This is a genomic window from Gordonia sp. NPDC003425 (genome assembly GCF_053588635.1).
On record NZ_JBSFQI010000010.1, the window covers coordinates 100206 to 117252 of the forward strand.

Here is a 17047-nt window from a genome sequence, read left to right on the forward strand (position 1 = left end):
TGACGCGCGCGTGATGAGACGAGTACGGTCCGGCGACAAACGGCAGGAACCCGTGATCCGAAGCACCGGAATCCGCGCGATCGCCGTTGCCGGGCGATACGCTGCCGCCATGACATTCAGTGCTTACACCAAGCAGTTCCCCGATGAGGCCATTTCCACCATCCGCAGCGCGCTGATCTTCACCTCGATCCTGGGCATCGTGCTCGGCATCGTGGCGCTGGTGTGGACCAACGCGACCGTCGTCGTGCTCGGATTCCTGTTCGGCGTCGCGCTGATCGTGATGGGCCTGTTCCGGATCTATCTCGCCTTCTCCGCGTCGTTCCTGGGTGCCGGTTGGCGGGTGCTGAGCGGCGTTCTCGGTCTGCTGGTGCTGGCGATGGGCATCATCGCGGTGTTCAGCCCCGAGGACGCGGTGTGGCTGCTGGCGCTGTTCATCGGCATCGGCTGGATCTTCCAGGGCATTTCCGACCTGGCCGCGGCATTCTCGAAGACGGCGCACGCCCCCACCTGGTACCTCATCCTCTCGGGTGTGATCTCGCTGCTCGCCGGCATCGTGCTGGCGTTCATCGCCCCCTTCATCGGGCTTCAGGTGCTCGTCTGGGTCGCCGGCATCATGCTGATCGTGGTGTCGATCGCCACCCTGTTCACCCTGCCCAAGAAGGTCAGCGCACCCCCGGCCGTCTGAGTTCTCACTCCCACCAGGGCGCGATCGGATTGCCCTGCCACCTGGTATGCGCGGGCACCACGTCGCCCCGCATCACCAGGGAGGCAGGGCCCACCGTCGCCGATTCGCCCAGCCCGGACGCGGGCAGCGCAACACAGTGCGGACCCAGGGTGGCGCCGCGTTCGAGGGTCACCCGATCAATCGCCATCACCCGGTCGTGGAACAGATGGGTCTGCACCACGCAGCCACGCTGCACGGTGGCGCCGTCGCCGAGGGTCACCAGGTCGGCCTCGGGTAGCCAGTAGCTCTCACACCACACCCCTTTGCCGATGCGGGCGCCCAGCAGCCGCAGCCAGATGTTGAGAATCGGCGTCCCGGTGGCGGCGTTGGCGAACCACGGCGCGGCCACGGTCTCGACGAAAGCGTCGGACAGCTCGTTACGCCACACGAAGGAACTCCACAGCGGATGTTCGGACACCTCGATGCGGCCCACCACCGCCCATTTGGCGGCCGCGGCAACACAGCACGCGATCGCGCCCGCCACCAGCAGCAGTAGGCCGCTGAGCACGGCGGCCACCACGTAGTTGGACTGGCTGGCGATGTATTGCAGGCCCAGCAGCACGAAGATGCCGAGGCCGAAGGAGATCATCACCGGGATCAGGCGCAGGGTCTCGATCACCGCACGGGCCACTTTGAGACGCACCGGCGGATCGAAGGTGCGCGAGGAGTCGGTGGTGGCGGCCGTGCGCCGCAACCGGACCGGTGGGCTGCCCAGCCAGCTCGATCCCGACTTCGCGCGATCCGGGGCCGCCGACAGCACCGCCACGAGACCGTTCTTGGGCACCTTGCGACCCGGACCGGCCATACCCGAGTTCCCCAGGAACGAGCGTTTGCCGATCTTCGCGTCGTCGATGTGCATCCAGCCACCGCCGAGTTCGTACGACGCCACCATGGTGTCGTCGGCGAGGAACGCGCCGTCGGCGATCGTGGTGAACCGCGGCAGCACCAGCGCTGTGGAGATCTCGGTGCCCTTGCCCACCTTGGCGCCCAGGATGCGGAACCACCAGGGCGTCAGCAGGCTCGCGTACAGCGGGAAGAGGTAGGTGCGCGACGAGTCGAGGAGCCGTTCGGTCATCCACACCTGCCAGCCCACCCGCGAGCGCACCGGGTGATAGCCCTTGGTGAGTCCGATCGACATCAGGCGCACCAGTGCCGCGGTGATGATCGCGAACACCAGCAGGCTGACGACGGTGGCGGCGGGCAGCAGGATCAGGGCGCGATAGCCGACGCTGCGCAGCCGGTCGGCGCGCAGCGCCCACGATCCGATGACGAGCAGTCCGGCGGCCAGCGAGATGAGTGGTATCGCTGCCAGCAGCATCGACGAGAGCCCGTACACCGGCACCCACAGGCTGCGCCGCGGGGGACGGTGATCCGGCCACGCCGGGGCGGCCTTGCCGACCTTGACCGCAGGCGAACCGGCCCAGTGCTGGCGGGCCTTGACGCGCCCGAACACCGCCGACCCGGGCGCCACCTCCGCGTCTCTGCCCACCACGGCTCCGGGAGCGAGCGTCGACCGTGCGCCCACCGATGCGCCGCGTTTGATCTCGATCTCACCGATGTGCACGATGTCGCCGTCGATCCACCAGCCCGCGACGTCGACCTCCGGTTCCACCGAGGCACCTTCGCCGATGGTGAGCATGCCGGTCACCGGTGGGATGGTGTGCAGGTCGACGCCGCGTCCGATCCGGGCGCCGAGCGCGCGGGCCAGGTAGATCATCCACGGTGCACCCGACAGGTTGGCGGCGCCGCTGGCGTCGAGGAGGCGTTCGGCCACCCACAGGCGCAGGTGCACGTTGCCACCGCGCGGATAGCTGCCCGGTGTGACCCCCGACAGCAGCAGCCGCGCACCCACCGCGGCGATGACCATGCGGCCCAGGGGTGTGATGAAGACGAGGAACGCCGCCAGCAGTACCCACCAGTTGACCTCGATCACCCACGGCACCGTCAGCCCCGCACCCCGTGCGGCGGCGGCGCCGACGTTGTTGGCCACGCCCAGCCACGTGGCCCACTGCAGGCCGGTGAGCGTGGTGAGCGGCACCGACATCAGGACCTGCGCGACGCCGGTGGAAGCGGGTGTGGGCCGGACGTCGCGTTCGGTCACCACCGCCGCGGCCGGCATGGTGGCGTCGAGGAACTCGGCCAGCGACCCGAGCCGGGGATGGTCGTAGAGGTCGGCGACGGTGATCGTCGGATATCGCTCGCGCAGCGCGGTGACCAGCTGGGCGGCCGCCAGCGAGCCGCCGCCCTCGGCGAAGAAGTCGGTCTTCTCGCTGGTCACCGAGACCCCGAGCACGTCGGCCCAGCGGCCGGCCAGCCAGGCTTCGGTGCCGGTCAGATCGCCGGTGTCGTCGTCATCGTCGTCGGAGGTGCTCGGCAGCGGCCACGGCAGCGCGTTGCGGTCCACCTTGCCGGATGTGCGGGTGGGCAGTTCGTCGACGAGCGCGAGCCGCGGCACCATCGGTGCCGGTAGTTGCCCGGTGAGGAGCTGATGTGCGTTGGCGACGTCGAAGTCGGGGTCGGGGGAGACGAGGTAGCCCACCAGCAGGCTGTTGCCGGCCGCGGACTTGCGCACCGCGGCGGCCGCCCCGCTCACGCCGGGCAGATGCTGCAGCGCGTTGTCGATCTCACCGAGCTCGATGCGCCGGCCGCCCACCTTGACCTGGTCGTCGGCGCGGCCCTGGAACACCAGCCCCTCGGGATCGAGCCGCACCAGGTCGCCGCTGCGGTAGGCGCGGTCCCACCCCAGGGTCGGCATCGGCGCGTACTTCTCGGCGTCCTTGGCCGGGTCCAGGTAGTGCGCGAGGCCGACGCCGCCGATGATCAGTTCGCCGACCCCGCCCGGCGCGACCGGCTGGTTGTCGGCGCCGACCACCGCGAGATCCCATCCGGGCAGCGGCAGCCCGATCCGCACCGGACCTGGTCCGCCCAGTCGGGCGCCGCACGCCACGACGGTGGCCTCGGTGGGCCCGTAGGTGTTCCACACCTCGCGGCCGTCGACCACCAGCCGGTCGGCGAGTTCGGGCGGGCACGCCTCACCACCGAAGATCAGCAGCCGCACCGCCTCGAGGGCTTCCGGTGGCCACAGCGAGGCCAGCGTGGGCACCGTCGACACGACGGTGATGTTGCGCTGCACCAGCCAGGGCCCCAGATCCATGCCGCTGCGCACCAGGGAACGCGGTGCGGGCACCAGACAGGCGCCGTTGCGCCAGGCCAGCCACATCTCCTCGCAGGAGGCGTCGAAGGCCACCGACAGCCCGGCGAGCACCCGGTCGTGCGGGCCGATGGGTGCGTCGAGGCAGAACATGCGGGCCTCGGCGTCGACGAATGCGGCGGCGTTGCGGTGGGTCACCGCGACGCCCTTGGGGGTGCCGGTGGAACCCGAGGTGAAGATGATCCATGCGTCATCGGTCACGTCGGGGCGCTCGGCGCCCGGTGACGTGTCGGCGGTGTCGCCGCGCCGCGCCCCGGTCGCGTGGATGCCGTCGGCGTCGATGATCGCCTCCACCGCGGCCTCGCCGAAGACGAGCCGGGCCCGCTCGTCGGGGTCGTCGGCGTCGACGGGGACGTAGGCGGCTCCGGCGTAGAGGGTGGACAGAATCGCCGTGTAGAGGTCGCGTGAGCCCGACGGCATCCGGATCCCCACCCGGCTGCCGCGGCGCACCCCTGCGGCCGCCAGGCGCGACACGCCGCGACGGATCACCGCCGATAGCTGCGCGTAGGAGAGAACCTGGTCGCCGTCGTCGATCGCGGGTGCGTCGGGATGGTGCGCAATGGTGTCGTCGAGGATGTCGCACAGCGTCCGCGGGGCGCTGGCCTGCGACGACAACAGGAACTGCGGGGGGATCGCCGCGGTGGCGGGTGCGGTCATCGGTGGCCGTCGAGCGGTCGGAGGCGGGGGCGATCACATGATGGCGACAACATGGCGGCCGTGCGGTGTCCTATATCTCTGATCCCGCAGCGGGTGAGCTCGGGCTCGAAATCTTGCATGTAACGCCGACGGCATGCCCCGGGAGGGGTACCTTGTCAACCACTGTTGTAGCAACGCCATGTGCGACGTAGTGGTTGCCGTCGTCGCCACCACGCGATCTTTGAGCCGCCGGACTCCGGGCTGGCGGTCGGGGGTCGGGTGAGGAGGAACAGCATGCCAATTGTGCATCACCGAAAGCCCAGTCCGCTCTCATACCCGTTATGGCTCTCCACACGCCTGCTGTTGAAGCCTGCGCTGGCGCTGTGGCCGTTGAACAGACCCGGGATGTCGGGCCTGTTCCTGATCGACGCGTTGTTCGCCAGCGGCCCCAAGCCGCGCAATGTGGTCCGCGAGTCGATGGTCCTCGGGGATCGGCCCGTCGAGCTCATCATGCCGACCGGTCCGTCGCGTCGCGATTCCGAGACCGCGATCCTCTACCTGCACGGTGGCGCGTTCGTGGTCGGGGGGCTCGGCACGCATCGGTCCATCGCCAGCCGGCTCGCCCGTGCCTGCGAGATCCCGGTGTTCTCACTGGAGTACCGGCAACTGCCCAAGGCCGGCGTGGGGACGTCGGTGGTGGACTGCATGGCGGCCTACCGCGAACTGCTCACCGAACGCGGCTACCGCCGGGTGGTGGTCGCCGGCGACTCGGCGGGCGGATTCCTCGCCGTCAAGGTGGTCGAGGCGGCCGCGGTCGAAGGACTGCCGCAGCCCGTCGCGCTGGTCGGGTTCTCGCCGTTGCTCGACCTCGATCTCGGGGTGCACCCCGACCGGAGCAGTCGTTCCGACGCCTACCTGCCCAAACGCAAGATGGCCAAGCTCGCGCCGCAGTTCCTCAAGGGGCCGGTGCCGTTGGTCGGCGCCCGCCGGGCCCGCGACATCGATCCCGCCACGTTCCCGCCGACCATCATGATCACCGCGGAGAACGAGATGCTCGAGCCCGACGTCATCGACCTCATCGAGAATCTCGACGAGGCCGGCGTCGAGGCACTGGCCCACAGTTTCGCCTGGCAGGTGCACGCGTTTCCGGTGATGAACGGCCGCCACCGGGAGACCTTGGAGTCGATCGAGGTGACCGCGGCCTTCACCGGTCACGCACTGCGTGAGGCCAAGGCCGCCGACGACCGCGCGCGCCGGGCCATCGGCTAGCCGGTCTCCGGTCAGTCAGGGTCCCGGGCAAGGCGGTATCCGGGTAGTGGCCCTCGCGTGCTCGCCGCACTGCAATAGTGGTGTGGACAGCGACGGCCGCGTGCCGTCATCCGAACACGTGTATTGGCGGTGGTGATCATGGGCGCTTCCACATCGGTGGACGAGCTCTTCGCGTTCGGCAGCCTCCTCGACGACGAGGAGCGGGCGATCATCGACACGGTGTCGTCGTTCGGCACCAAACGGTTGCGTCCGCACGTGGCCGAGTGGTTCGAGGACGGCACCCTGCCGGTGCGCGAGCTCGCACGTGAACTCGGCGGACTCGGTTTGTTCGGCATGCATCTCGAGGGGTACGGCTGCGCGGGCACCTCGGCCACGAGCTACGGGCTGGCCTGTATGGAACTCGAGGCGGTGGACTCCGGGCTGCGCAGCTTCGTCTCGGTGCAGGGGTCGCTGGCGATGTATGCCCTGCGCGCCTTCGGCAGCGACGAGCAGCGCGAGGAGTGGCTGCCGAAGATGGCCGCGGGTGAGGCGATCGGATGCTTCGGCCTCACCGAACCGGATTTCGGCTCCAATCCCGCCGGGATGCGCACCACCGCCAAGCGCGACGGTGACGACTGGGTGCTCAACGGCGCCAAGATGTGGATCACCAACGGCAGCGTCGCCGACGTGGCCGTGGTGTGGGCGCGCACCGACCTCGACGACGGTGCCCGCGGCATCCGCGGGTTCGTGGTGCCCACCGACACCCCCGGGTTCCGGGCGTCGGAGATCAAGCACAAGATGTCGCTGCGCGCGTCGATCACCGCCGAGCTCGCGTTCGAGGACATGCGGCTGCCCGCGTCGGCGATGCTGCCGGGTGTCACCGGCCTCAAGGGGCCGCTGAGCTGTCTGAACGAGGCACGGTTCGGCATCGTGTTCGGCGCGGTGGGTGCGGCCCGCGACTGCCTGGAATCGGCCATCTCGTATGCCGCCGACCGTGAGGTGTTCGACAAGCCGCTGTCGGGCTACCAGATCACCCAGACGAAGCTCGCCGACATGGCGCTCGAGGTGGGCAAGGGTTTCCTGCTCGCGATGCAGCTCGGCCGGATCAAGGACAACGGGAAGATCGCACCCGAGCAGGTCAGCCTCGGCAAACTCAACAACGTCCGCGAGGCGATCGCGATCGCGCGCGAATGCCGGACCATTTTGGGCGCCAACGGAATCACCCTGGAGTACCCGGTGATCCGGCACGCCAACAACCTCGAGTCGGTGCTGACCTACGAGGGCACCAGCGAGATGCATCAGCTGATGATCGGCAAGGCACTCACCGGGCAGGACGCATTCCGGTGAACCCCGACTTCCAGCGCGCCGCACAGGGTGTCTCCCGCGGCATGGTGGTGCTCGGCGGCGTGATCATGATGGTCGCCGTCGGCTTTCTCACCGCCTACTGGTGGGGTGAGCGGCGCTGGGGCTGGGTGATCATGGGCTTCGTGCTGATCGTGGTGAACATCGTGATGATCGTGCTGACCTTGTTGAAGGCGCGCCTCATCCCACCGCCCCCGCGCCACGACGAAGACGACGACCCCGAGGACTGAAACCCCGTCGAGCGTGCCCACTTCCGGGTCGAGCGTGCCCACTTCCGGGTCGAGCGTGCCCACTTCCGGGTCGAGCGTGCCCACATCCGGATCGAGCGTGCCCACATCCGGATCGAGCGTGCCCACTTCCGGGTCGACCGTGCCCACTCACGCGGTGAGCGTGTCCGGGCAGCACTGCGATCGGTCGTCGGTCGACGCGTCGTCGGCGAACTGCGTGCGGTAGAGCTCGGCATACCGGCCGTTGCGCGCGAGCAACGTCGGGTGATCACCACGTTCGACGACGCGCCCCGCCTCGATCACCACGATCGTGTCCGCGGCGCGGATGGTGGACAGCCGGTGCGCGATCACGATCGACGTCCGCCCCACCAGTGCCTCGGTCAGAGCTTCCTGCACCGCCGCCTCCGACGTCGAGTCCAGGTGTGCGGTGGCCTCGTCCAGGATCACCACCTCCGGTGCGGCCAGCAACAGCCGCGCAATCGTCATGCGCTGGCGTTCCCCACCGGAGAGTCGGTAACCCCGTTCGCCGACAACGGTGTCGAGGCCGTCGGGCAGGCTCGCCACCAGGTCGGCAAGCCGAGCTCGCCGCAACGCGTCCCGGATCTCGTCATCGGACGCATCCGGTTGTGCCAGTGCCAGATTGGCGCGGACGGTGTCGTGGAAGAGGTGGCCGTCCTGGGTTACCAGCCCCACCGTGCGATGTACCGACGCGCTGCGCAGATCGCGGACGTCGACGCCGTTGAGCCTTACCGCGCCGGAATCGACGTCGTAGAGCCGGGTGGCCAGGCTGGCGATGGTCGACTTGCCCGCTCCCGAGCTTCCCACGAGCGCAACCATGGATCCGGCGGGCACGTCGACGTCGATGTCGTGCAGCACTTGGGCTCCGCCCCGATTATCCAGTTGCGCAACCTCTTCCAGCGATGCCAGCGACACCCTGTCGGCCGACGGATAGCTGAACGAGACGTGGTCGAACCGCACACCCACCCCGCCGTCACGATGAGGGACGTCGACGGCGTCGGGTTTGTCGGCGATCAGCGGCTGCAGATCGAGTACCTCGAAGACGCGCTCGAAACTGACCAGTGCACTCATGATCTCGACGCGTGCGTTGGCCAGGGCGGTGAGCGGGGCGTACATCCGGGTGAGCAGCAGGGCGAGTGCCACCACGGCGCCCGGCGACAGGTGCTGATGCACCGCGAGCCAGCCGCCGAGTCCGTAGACCAGGGCGAGCGCCAGCGCCGACACCAAGGTGAGTGCGGTGATGAACACGGCCTGCAGCATCGCGCGACGAACTCCGATGTCGCGTACACGGTCGGCGCGCGCCGAGAACTCCGCACTCTCGAGGTCGGGGCGGCCGAACAGCTTGATCAGCGTGGCCCCCGGCGCGGAGAAGCGTTCGGTCATCTGCGTCGACATGCGTGCGTTGTGTTCGGCCGCCTCGCGGGACAGTGACCCCATGCGGCGGGCCATCCGGCGCGCTGGAACGACGAAGAGCGGCAACAAGATCAGCGCCAGCACCGTGATCTGCCAACTGATCGCGAACATCACGCCGAGGGTCAGTGCCAGGGTCACCACATTCGACACCACGCCCGACAGGGTGTCGCTGAAGGCGCGTTGCGCACCGATCACGTCGTTGTTGAGCCGGCTCACCAGCGCCCCGGTACGCGTGCGGGTGAAAAAGGCGACGGGCATCTGTTGGACGTGGTCGAACACGGCGCGCCGCAAGTCCAGGATCAGACCCTCGCCGATGTTCGCCGACAACCACCGGGTGCCGATTCCCGCCACCGCCTCGGCGACCGCGATGAGCGCTATCAGCACGGCGAGTCCCACGATGGTGCCGCCGGACCCGTGGCCGCTGATCAGGTTCACCACCCGCCCGGCCAGGATCGGCGTCACCACGGTCAGCACCGCGGTGAACACCGACAGCACCAGGAACACGACGATCCGCGTGCGGTGGGGCCGCGCGAAGGTGAGGATTCGGCGCAGCGTCGAGCGCCGATCACCTCGCAACTGCTTTCGCGACGGCGAGCTCGACGACTTGTACATCATGTCCCAGGCAACGGACTGCATGCTCATGTCGACCAGGGTAGAAGCTCAAGTGAGGTTGAGGTCCAGGCGAGATGGTGGGACTCGCGGGCATCGCCGCCTCCTGATGTACAGAATGGGCGTCTCTCCGGATCGCCAACCGCCCTGGTGCACCCCGCGGCCCCCAGGGCCGCCCATTCTGTACAGGAGGCGCGCGTCTCGCTCACCATCTGCATCTGCTGACCTCCGAGCGGCCGCCACCGAAAGCGAACATGTGTGCACCCCTGTGCCGACAGGACCTCGCTCAGCTCTGCTCGGTCACCTGAGTAAGTTGGATCACAGAGTGTCCGTTCGGTCCAGAGAGGTCAGACATGAGTCAGCAGCTCAAACTCGGCTACAAGGCGTCCGCGGAGCAGTTCGCGCCACGTGAACTGGTGGAGATCGCGGTGGCCGCCGAGGAACACGGCATGGATTCTGTTGCGGTCTCCGACCACTTCCAGCCCTGGCGACACAACGGCGGTCACGCACCGTTCTCACTCAGCTGGATGGCCGCGGTGGGAGAGCGGACCACGCGCGTGCAGATCGGCACCTCGGTGATGACCCCGACCTTCCGCTACAACCCTGCGGTGATCGCCCAGGCCTTCGCGACGATGGGCTGCCTGTATCCCGGACGCATCATGCTGGGGGTGGGCACCGGCGAGGCACTCAACGAGTACGCCACCGGATTTCAGGGCGAATGGCCCGAGTTCAAGGAACGCTTTGCGCGACTGCGGGAGGCCATCGCGCTGATGCGGGAACTCTGGACCGGCGACGAGGTCGACTTCGACGGCGACTACTACCACACCAGCGGCGCCTACATGTATGACGTTCCCGAGCAACCGATTCCGGTCTATGTGGCGGCCGGGGGTCCGGTGGTGGCCCGCTACGCCGGCCGGGCGGGTGACGGGTTCATCTGCACGTCCGGCAAGGGCGCCGAGCTCTACACCGAGAAGCTGATCCCCGCGGTGAAGGAGGGTGCGGAGAAGGCCGGCCGCGACTTCGAGGCGATCGACCGGATGATCGAGATCAAGATCTCCTACGATCCCGATCCCGAACTGGCGCTGGAGAATTGCCGATTCTGGGCGCCGTTGTCGCTGACCGCGGAGCAGAAGCACAGCGTCAATTCGTCCACCGAGATGGAGCGGCTCGCCGACGAATTGCCGATCGAGCAGGTCGCCAAGCGCTGGATCGTCGCATCAGATCCCGACGACGCGGTGGAGAAGGTCAAGTTCTACACCGATGCCGGCCTCAATCACCTGGTGTTCCACGCACCCGGGCACGATCAGCGTCGCTTCCTCGACAACTTCGAAAAGGATCTCGCGCCGCGGCTGCGCACGCTCACCGTCGCCTGACCCCGGCCCACCCGGACGCCTGACTCCCGACGCCCACCCGGACGCCTGACTCCCGAGGCCCACCCGGACGCCTATACGGCGACGGCCGACGGGTGGGTGCGTGCGGCCTGCTCACGTATCAGTTCGACGACGCGGTCAGCGGCCCGATGCTCACGCACCGAATGCCGACGCCGTATCGAAATCGACCGCCGCGGAGTGGGTTCGGCGATCGAGACCACTCGCACGTCGGCGGGTACGTCGAGCAATGCGAGTGCGGGCACCACGGTCAGCCCCACGCCGGCCGCAACGAAATTGACCGCCGTCAGGTAGTCATGCGTCTCGACACCGAAGCGCGGCGTGAAACCGGCGGCGGTGCATGCGCGCAACAGGGCCTCGCGGCACGGGCCGCGGGCCACGTCGTTGTCGATCCACACCTCGTCGGCCAGGTCCCGCAGCAACACCTCGTCGCATCCGGCGAACTGTGAGTCCGGGGCCACCACCACCCGGTAGTCCTCGGTGAGTAGCGGCTCGCAATCGTAGGAGCGCATCGACGTGCTCGCCGCGCCGTCGACGTAGATCTCGATGTCGGGCGGGGCCAGTCCTGCGGCGGCGAGTTCGACGAGCCGCAAATCCATTCGCAGATCCGGGAATTCGCGTCGGATGCATGCCACCACCGATGGCATCCAGGCGGCTCCCGCCGACGCGAAGTAGGTGATGCGCAGGGTGCCCGCGCGTCCGTCCCGCAGGTCCGACACGACCCCGTCGAGCCGGGTGAGCTGGTCGAAGAGCGCCGACGATGCGGATGCCAGCGCGGTGCCCGCATCCGTGGGGGTGATGCCGCGTCCGTCGCGTTCCACGAGCGTCAATCCGGTCTCGCGTTGCAGCGCGGCGATGTGCTGGCTCACCGCCGACGACGTGTAGCCGAGTGCGAGCGCGGCGCCGCTGACGGAACCCTCGGCCACCACTGCCCGGAACACGCGAAGTCGATGCGGGTCGATCATGAACCCGATAGTACAGCGCGACTGACGAATGGTTAATGAATATGAACTTGTGCTGAACAGATCCCGGGACGAGCATGGAGCACATGAGCCGTCGTGCACCCGACCTCGCCGCCCTCGCCGCGGCGGTCACCGTCGTCTTGTGGGCGTTGTCGTTCATCGCGATCCGCTCGGCCGGCACGGCCTTTTCGCCGGGAGCGCTGGCGTTCGGACGCCTGGCCGTCGCCGTCGTGGCGCTCGCCGTGATCGCCGTCATCGCGGCCGCCGGTCGTCGCACGGGCTCCCGAACGATCGTCCCCCGGTTGCCTCGCGGTCGTGCGCTGGGCCTCGTCGTCGCCTACGGGGTGGCCTGGTTCGGGGCATACACGGTGGTGCTCAACTGGGCCGAGCAGCATCTCGATGCGGGTACCGCCGCTCTGTTGGTCAATTTTGCGCCCATTCTGGTGGCGATCGCTGCCGGATTGTTCCTGGGCGAGGGCTTCTCACGACGCCTGGGAATCGGGATCGCCATCGCCTTCTCCGGGGTGGTGCTCATCTCCGTCGGTGGCGACGGCGGGCACACCGAGTGGCTGGGCATCGTGCTCGGGCTGATCGCCGCCGTGCTCTACGCGCTCGGGGTGCTGCTACAGAAGGTGGCGCTGCGGGAGGTGGATGCGCTGGCAGCCACCTTCTGGGGTGTGGTCGCCGGGGCGATCGTCACCGTGCCGTTCGCCCCCGCCACGGTGCGCGAGATGGCAGCCGCACCGGCCGCCGACATCGCCGCCGTGGTGTTCCTCGGCGTCGGTCCCACCGCGATCGCCTTCACCACGTGGGCCTACGCGCTGCGCCGCACCGGCGCCGGCGCGATGGCGGCCACCACCCTGGTGGTGCCCGCACTGGTCATCGTGTTGTCGTGGCTGCTGCTCGACGAGGTGCCCACCCCGATCCGGATCGTCGGCGGTGTGCTGTGTCTGGCGGGCGTGGCCATCACCCGTGGGCTGCTGTGGCCGCGCCGATCGGCCAGGCCCACGGCCATGCGTGCCGTCGTGCGGGAGCCGGGCCACCCACTAGGCTGAGGACATGGCCGCACAGAGCGTGACCTCCACGAAGATCTACATCGCATCTGCCGAAGCGGAGACCGGAAAGTCGACGGTCGCACTCGGCGTTCTCTCCCTGCTGACCGCGACCGGCGGACGCGTCGGCGTCTTCCGACCCATCTCGCGCGCCGCCCGCGGACAGCGGGACTACCTGCTCGATCTCCTCATCGAACACACGTCGGCCGACATCGGGTACGACGACGCGATCGGGGTGACCTACGAGCAGGTGCACTCCGACCCCGACGGCGCCATCGCCGAGATGGTGGCGCGCTTCCACGCCGTGGAGTCGCGCTGCGACGCCGTCGTCATCGTCGGTTCGGACTACACCGACGTGGGCAACCCGTCCGAACTCACGTTCAACGCGCGCATCGCCGCCAACCTGTCGGCGCCGATCATCCTGGCGCTCAAGGCGGTTGACCGCACACCCACCGAGATCCGTGATCTCGCCGAACATCTCCTGACCGAGATCGCCGCGATGCACGCCACGACCTCGGCGGTGGTCGCCAATCGATGCGATCCCGAGGACATGCCGCTCATCGCGGAAGAACTCGAAAAGCTCGACGTGCCGAGCTGGTGCCTGCCCGAGGAGCCGGTACTGTTCGCCCCCACCATGTCGGAACTGAAGGTGTCGCTCGACGCCCAGATGTACAGCGGCGACGAGGAATTGCTCGATCGCGAGGCACTCAAGGTGATGGTCGGCGGCATGACCGTCGAACACATCCTGGAACGGCTCACCGACGGCACCGTCGTCATCACCCCGGCCGATCGCTCCGATGTGTTGCTCTCGCTGGTCACGGCCAACGCGGCCCATGGCTTTCCCCGACTGTCCGGCATCATTCTCAACGGCGGTCTCAAACCGCACCCGATGATCGACATGCTCGTCAACGGTTTGCAGCCGACGCTGCCGATCATCATGTGCGAGCAGGGCACCTACGAAACCGCTCGCACGGCCGCCGACACCCGCGGTCGCATCGCCATCGGCTCGGCCCGCAAGATCGACGCCGCGCTGGCGCTGATGGAATCGCATGTCGACTCCGGCAAACTGATGGAGGTGCTCGACGTCCGGCCGCCGGAGGTCACCACCCCGCAGATGTTCGAGTACGGACTCATCGCCCGCGCCCGCGCCGACCGCAAGACCATCGTGCTTCCCGAGGGGGACGACGACCGAATCCTGCGTGCGGCAGGACATCTGCTGCGCCGCAACGTGGTGTCGCTGATTATCCTCGGCGAGGCGTCGGCGGTGGGCAGGCGCGCCCAGGAACTCGGCATCGATCTCGCCGGAGTGGAGATCATCGATCCCGCCACCTCGCCGCTGACCGACGAGTTCGCCCACATCTACGCCGATCTCCGCAAGCACAAGGGTATGGATTTCGAGCACGCACAGGAGCGCATGCGCGACGTGTCGTACTTCGGCACCATGCTCGTCTACACCGGACAGGCCGACGGCATGGTGTCCGGCGCCGCGCACACCACCGCGCACACCATCCGGCCGGCATTCGAGATCATCAAGACCCAGCCGGGTGTCTCGACGGTGTCGAGTGTCTTCTTCATGTGTCTCGCCGACAAGGTTCTCGCGTACGGCGATTGCGCGATCGTGCCCGACCCCACCGCCGAGGAACTCGCCGACATCGCCATCTCGTCGGCGGGCACCGCTGCGGGCTTCGGGATAGAGCCGCGGGTGGCGATGCTCTCGTATTCCACCGGCCGTTCGGGTACCGGCGCCGACGTCGACAAGGTGCGGGTGGCCACCGACCTGGTGCGCGAGCGGGCGCCGGAGTTGCTGGTGGAGGGGCCGATTCAGTACGACGCCGCGGTGGAACCGTCCGTGGCGGTGACCAAGATGCCCGATTCGGAGGTGGCCGGACGTGCCACCGTGCTGATCTTCCCCGACCTGAACACCGGCAACAACACCTACAAGGCGGTGCAGCGCAGCGCGGGCGCCATCGCGATCGGTCCCGTGTTGCAGGGCCTGCGGCGTCCGATCAACGACCTCTCTCGGGGCGCTCTGGTGTCCGACATCGTGAACACCGTTGCGATCACCGCGATTCAGGCCCAGAACATGCAGCCCGACCAGAGCATGTCCACCGAGGCGGTCGCCCAGTGAGTGTCTCGGCGGCCGGCGCCGTCCTGGTGCTCAACGCAGGCTCCTCGTCGCTCAAATACCAGTTGCTCCACCCCGACAGCAGGGTGGTGGTGGCCGAGGGTATTGCCGAGCGGATCGGTGACGACGGGGCGTCCATCTCGCACTCACAGGACGGCGAGACGGTCAACGAAACCCTCCCGCTGCCGGATCATCTCGCCGCGATCGAGGCGGCGAAGGGCCTGTTCGACGCCCACGGGGTGTCGCTTGCGCACGCCGGACTTGCCGCCGTGGGCCACCGCGTCGTGCACGGTGGTCGTAGCTTCTTTCATCCCACGTTGATCACGCCGGAGGTGATCAGCGAGATCTCGCGGATCTCTCCGCTTGCGCCACTGCATAATCCGGCAAACCTCACCGGCATCGAGGCGGCACGCAAGCTGCTTCCCGAGGTGCCGTCGGTCGCCGTCTTCGACACCGCCTTCTTCCACGACCTGCCCGACGCCGCCGCCACCTACGCGATCGATCGGGGTGTGGCCAGCCTGCACGCGGTGCGCCGCTACGGGTTTCACGGCACCAGTCACGAGTTCGTCTCCGGCCGGGTGGCGCAGTTCCTCGGCCGCGATCTCGCCGACCTCAACCAGATTGTGCTGCATCTGGGCAATGGCGCGTCGGCATCGGCGATCGCCGGGGGGCATCCGATCGACACCACGATGGGCATGACACCGCTGGAGGGACTGGTGATGGGCACCCGCAGCGGCGATATCGACCCCGGCCTCGTGCTGCACCTGAACCGGGTGGCCAAACTGAGCGTCGATCAGATCGACACCCTGCTGAACAAGAACTCCGGACTGAAGGGATTGTGCGGGGAGAACGACTTCCGCGTGATCACGACACGGATGGAGAACGGCGACGTCCACGCACATCAGGCCTACGACGTCTACATCCACCGCCTGCGCCGCTACATCGGCGCCTACATGATCGAACTCGGCCGGGTGGACGCCATCACCTTCACCGCGGGAGTCGGCGAGAACGCGGCAGGTGTGCGTGCCGACGCTCTGGCGAACCTGGAGAACTACGGGATCGTGGTCGACCCGGAACGAAATGCGGTGCGCAGCAAGGAACCGCGGCGGATCTCGGCCGACACCAGTGCCATCGACGTACTGGTGGTACCGACCAACGAAGAACTCGCGATCGCCCGACTGGCCGCAGAAGTGGTGACAGGAGGCGGCTAAAGCCATCTCTCAGCGGTTCTCGGTCAGGACGTGCCGGTACGTTCAGCGTAGTTCTTCCGTTTCCGGTGGTCGACGTCACCGAGGAAGACATGGTCGGCACCGACGAAGCGCTCGACGGCCTCAGCCACACCCTGAGGAAGAAATCTCCTGGCGCTCAACGCCAGGACAAATGATCGCGGCACCACGAGGCGCGGGCGCGGATTGTCGATCAGCCCGACAACCGCTTGCGCGACGTCATCGGGTTCGATATTCGCGAATCCCCTCGCGTGCCCGATCCCGGCGATCATCTCGGTGTTGGTCAGCGAAGGCAGTACCGCGGAGAACTCGACACCGGTGCCGCGATTCTCCAACCGGACCGCGTCGGTGAAACCGAGCACGGCGAACTTCGAGGCCGAATACGTTGCGATACCGGGTACCGGCATGATCGCGCCGGACGAGGAGATGTTGATGATGTGCCCGCGGCCCCGGGGGATCATGCGTGTGGCCGCGAGTTTGGTGCCCAGCATCATGCCGTAGGTGTTGACGGCCAGCACGCGCTGGGTGTACTCGTCCGGCTCGTCCACAAAGGGGCCCACGGCGATGATCCCGGCGTTGTTGACCAACACGTCGATTGCTCCGAGGTCGTCCTCGACCGCGCCGAGGAAGTCGCCGAAGGACTGCCGATCGGTCACATCCACACGGCGGTGGAGCTCGAACCCATTCGCGGCCGCCGCTTGTTCGAGGGCGCCCTGGTCGATGTCGCAGACGGCGACTCTGGCTCCGCGGACATGCACGGCCGCGGCGATCGCCAGGCCGATACCGCGCGCTGCACCGGTGACGGCGACGACCTTGCCCGCAAGACTGACTGATCGACTCATTTGC

At 68.0% G+C, this 17047-nt stretch carries 12 protein-coding genes; 8 read left to right on the plus strand and 4 right to left on the minus strand.

The window, feature by feature from the left end; genetic code table 11:
* Nucleotides 1-109 precede the first annotated feature (109 nt).
* On the plus strand, nucleotides 110-685 hold the full coding sequence (locus ACWDTD_RS13660) for an HdeD family acid-resistance protein (protein WP_449747651.1): 576 nt from the start codon (nucleotides 110-112) through the stop codon (nucleotides 683-685).
* 4 nt (nucleotides 686-689) lie between these two features.
* Here ACWDTD_RS13660 and ACWDTD_RS13665 read toward each other — a convergent pair whose 3' ends face one another.
* Nucleotides 690-4592, minus strand: coding sequence for a Pls/PosA family non-ribosomal peptide synthetase (locus ACWDTD_RS13665; RefSeq protein ID WP_449747652.1), 3903 nt, complete (start codon nucleotides 4590-4592; stop codon nucleotides 690-692).
* A 273-nt stretch (nucleotides 4593-4865) separates the two neighbouring features.
* Here ACWDTD_RS13665 and ACWDTD_RS13670 point away from each other — a divergent pair, with 273 nt between their 5' ends.
* From ACWDTD_RS13670 to ACWDTD_RS13680, 3 genes are all read left to right on the plus strand, one after another.
* Nucleotides 4866-5840: an alpha/beta hydrolase gene (locus tag ACWDTD_RS13670; protein ID WP_449747653.1), complete on the plus strand. Its 975-nt coding sequence runs from the start codon at nucleotides 4866-4868 to the stop codon at nucleotides 5838-5840.
* 138 nt (nucleotides 5841-5978) lie between these two features.
* Nucleotides 5979-7166: an acyl-CoA dehydrogenase family protein gene (locus ACWDTD_RS13675; RefSeq protein WP_449747654.1), complete on the plus strand. Its 1188-nt coding sequence runs from the start codon at nucleotides 5979-5981 to the stop codon at nucleotides 7164-7166.
* A complete protein-coding gene (locus tag ACWDTD_RS13680; protein WP_449747655.1) occupies nucleotides 7163-7411 on the plus strand; it encodes a phage holin family protein in 249 nt (82 codons plus the stop codon). The genes ACWDTD_RS13675 and ACWDTD_RS13680 overlap by 4 nt, the downstream gene beginning before the upstream one ends.
* Nucleotides 7412-7558: 147 nt before the next feature.
* On the opposite strand, the gene ACWDTD_RS13685 is transcribed toward ACWDTD_RS13680, so the two are convergent.
* Entirely contained in the window at nucleotides 7559-9481 is a 1923-nt protein-coding gene (locus tag ACWDTD_RS13685) for an ABC transporter ATP-binding protein (protein ID WP_449747656.1), read from the minus strand.
* Nucleotides 9482-9801: 320 nt separating this feature from the next.
* On the opposite strand from ACWDTD_RS13685, the gene fgd reads away from it, so the two are divergent.
* Complete coding sequence (gene fgd, locus ACWDTD_RS13690) at nucleotides 9802-10821, plus strand: glucose-6-phosphate dehydrogenase (coenzyme-F420) (protein WP_449747657.1); 1020 nt, start codon at nucleotides 9802-9804, stop codon at nucleotides 10819-10821.
* Between the two features lie 71 nt (nucleotides 10822-10892).
* On the opposite strand, the gene ACWDTD_RS13695 is transcribed toward fgd, so the two are convergent.
* On the minus strand, nucleotides 10893-11801 hold the full coding sequence (locus tag ACWDTD_RS13695; RefSeq protein ID WP_449747658.1) for a LysR family transcriptional regulator: 909 nt from the start codon (nucleotides 11799-11801) through the stop codon (nucleotides 10893-10895).
* An 83-nt stretch (nucleotides 11802-11884) separates the two neighbouring features.
* Between ACWDTD_RS13695 and ACWDTD_RS13700 the strand changes: the two genes are divergently transcribed.
* Genes ACWDTD_RS13700 through ACWDTD_RS13710 form a run of 3 tightly spaced genes read left to right on the plus strand, consistent with a single transcriptional unit; the run spans nucleotide 11885 to nucleotide 16186 of the window.
* The gene (locus ACWDTD_RS13700; RefSeq protein WP_449747659.1) at nucleotides 11885-12853 is read left to right on the plus strand and encodes a DMT family transporter; all 969 of its coding nucleotides are present in this window, start codon (nucleotides 11885-11887) and stop codon (nucleotides 12851-12853) included.
* A 4-nt stretch (nucleotides 12854-12857) separates the two neighbouring features.
* Entirely contained in the window at nucleotides 12858-14978 is a 2121-nt protein-coding gene (pta, locus tag ACWDTD_RS13705; RefSeq protein WP_449747660.1) for a phosphate acetyltransferase, read from the plus strand.
* The gene (locus tag ACWDTD_RS13710) at nucleotides 14975-16186 is read left to right on the plus strand and encodes an acetate/propionate family kinase (protein WP_449747661.1); all 1212 of its coding nucleotides are present in this window, start codon (nucleotides 14975-14977) and stop codon (nucleotides 16184-16186) included. The genes pta and ACWDTD_RS13710 overlap by 4 nt, the downstream gene beginning before the upstream one ends.
* A 23-nt stretch (nucleotides 16187-16209) precedes the next feature.
* On the opposite strand, the gene ACWDTD_RS13715 is transcribed toward ACWDTD_RS13710, so the two are convergent.
* On the minus strand, nucleotides 16210-17043 hold the full coding sequence (locus ACWDTD_RS13715) for an SDR family oxidoreductase (protein ID WP_449747662.1): 834 nt from the start codon (nucleotides 17041-17043) through the stop codon (nucleotides 16210-16212).
* Nucleotides 17044-17047: the final 4 nt, after the last annotated feature.

Bases quoted from the DNA above. Each gene is read 5' to 3' on its own strand.
- ACWDTD_RS13660 (WP_449747651.1), top strand. From the start codon at position 110: ATGACATTCAGTGCTTACACCAAGCAGTTCCCCGATGAGGCCATTTCC.
- ACWDTD_RS13670 (WP_449747653.1), top strand. From the start codon at position 4,866: ATGCCAATTGTGCATCACCGAAAGCCCAGTCCGCTCTCATACCCGTTA.
- ACWDTD_RS13665 (WP_449747652.1), bottom strand. From the start codon at position 4,592: ATGACCGCACCCGCCACCGCGGCGATCCCCCCGCAGTTCCTGTTGTCG.
- ACWDTD_RS13700 (WP_449747659.1), top strand. From the start codon at position 11,885: ATGAGCCGTCGTGCACCCGACCTCGCCGCCCTCGCCGCGGCGGTCACC.
- ACWDTD_RS13695 (WP_449747658.1), bottom strand. From the start codon at position 11,801: ATGATCGACCCGCATCGACTTCGCGTGTTCCGGGCAGTGGTGGCCGAG.
- ACWDTD_RS13685 (WP_449747656.1), bottom strand. From the start codon at position 9,481: ATGAGCATGCAGTCCGTTGCCTGGGACATGATGTACAAGTCGTCGAGC.
- fgd (WP_449747657.1), top strand. From the start codon at position 9,802: ATGAGTCAGCAGCTCAAACTCGGCTACAAGGCGTCCGCGGAGCAGTTC.
- ACWDTD_RS13675 (WP_449747654.1), top strand. From the start codon at position 5,979: ATGGGCGCTTCCACATCGGTGGACGAGCTCTTCGCGTTCGGCAGCCTC.
- ACWDTD_RS13715 (WP_449747662.1), bottom strand. From the start codon at position 17,043: ATGAGTCGATCAGTCAGTCTTGCGGGCAAGGTCGTCGCCGTCACCGGT.
- pta (WP_449747660.1), top strand. From the start codon at position 12,858: ATGGCCGCACAGAGCGTGACCTCCACGAAGATCTACATCGCATCTGCC.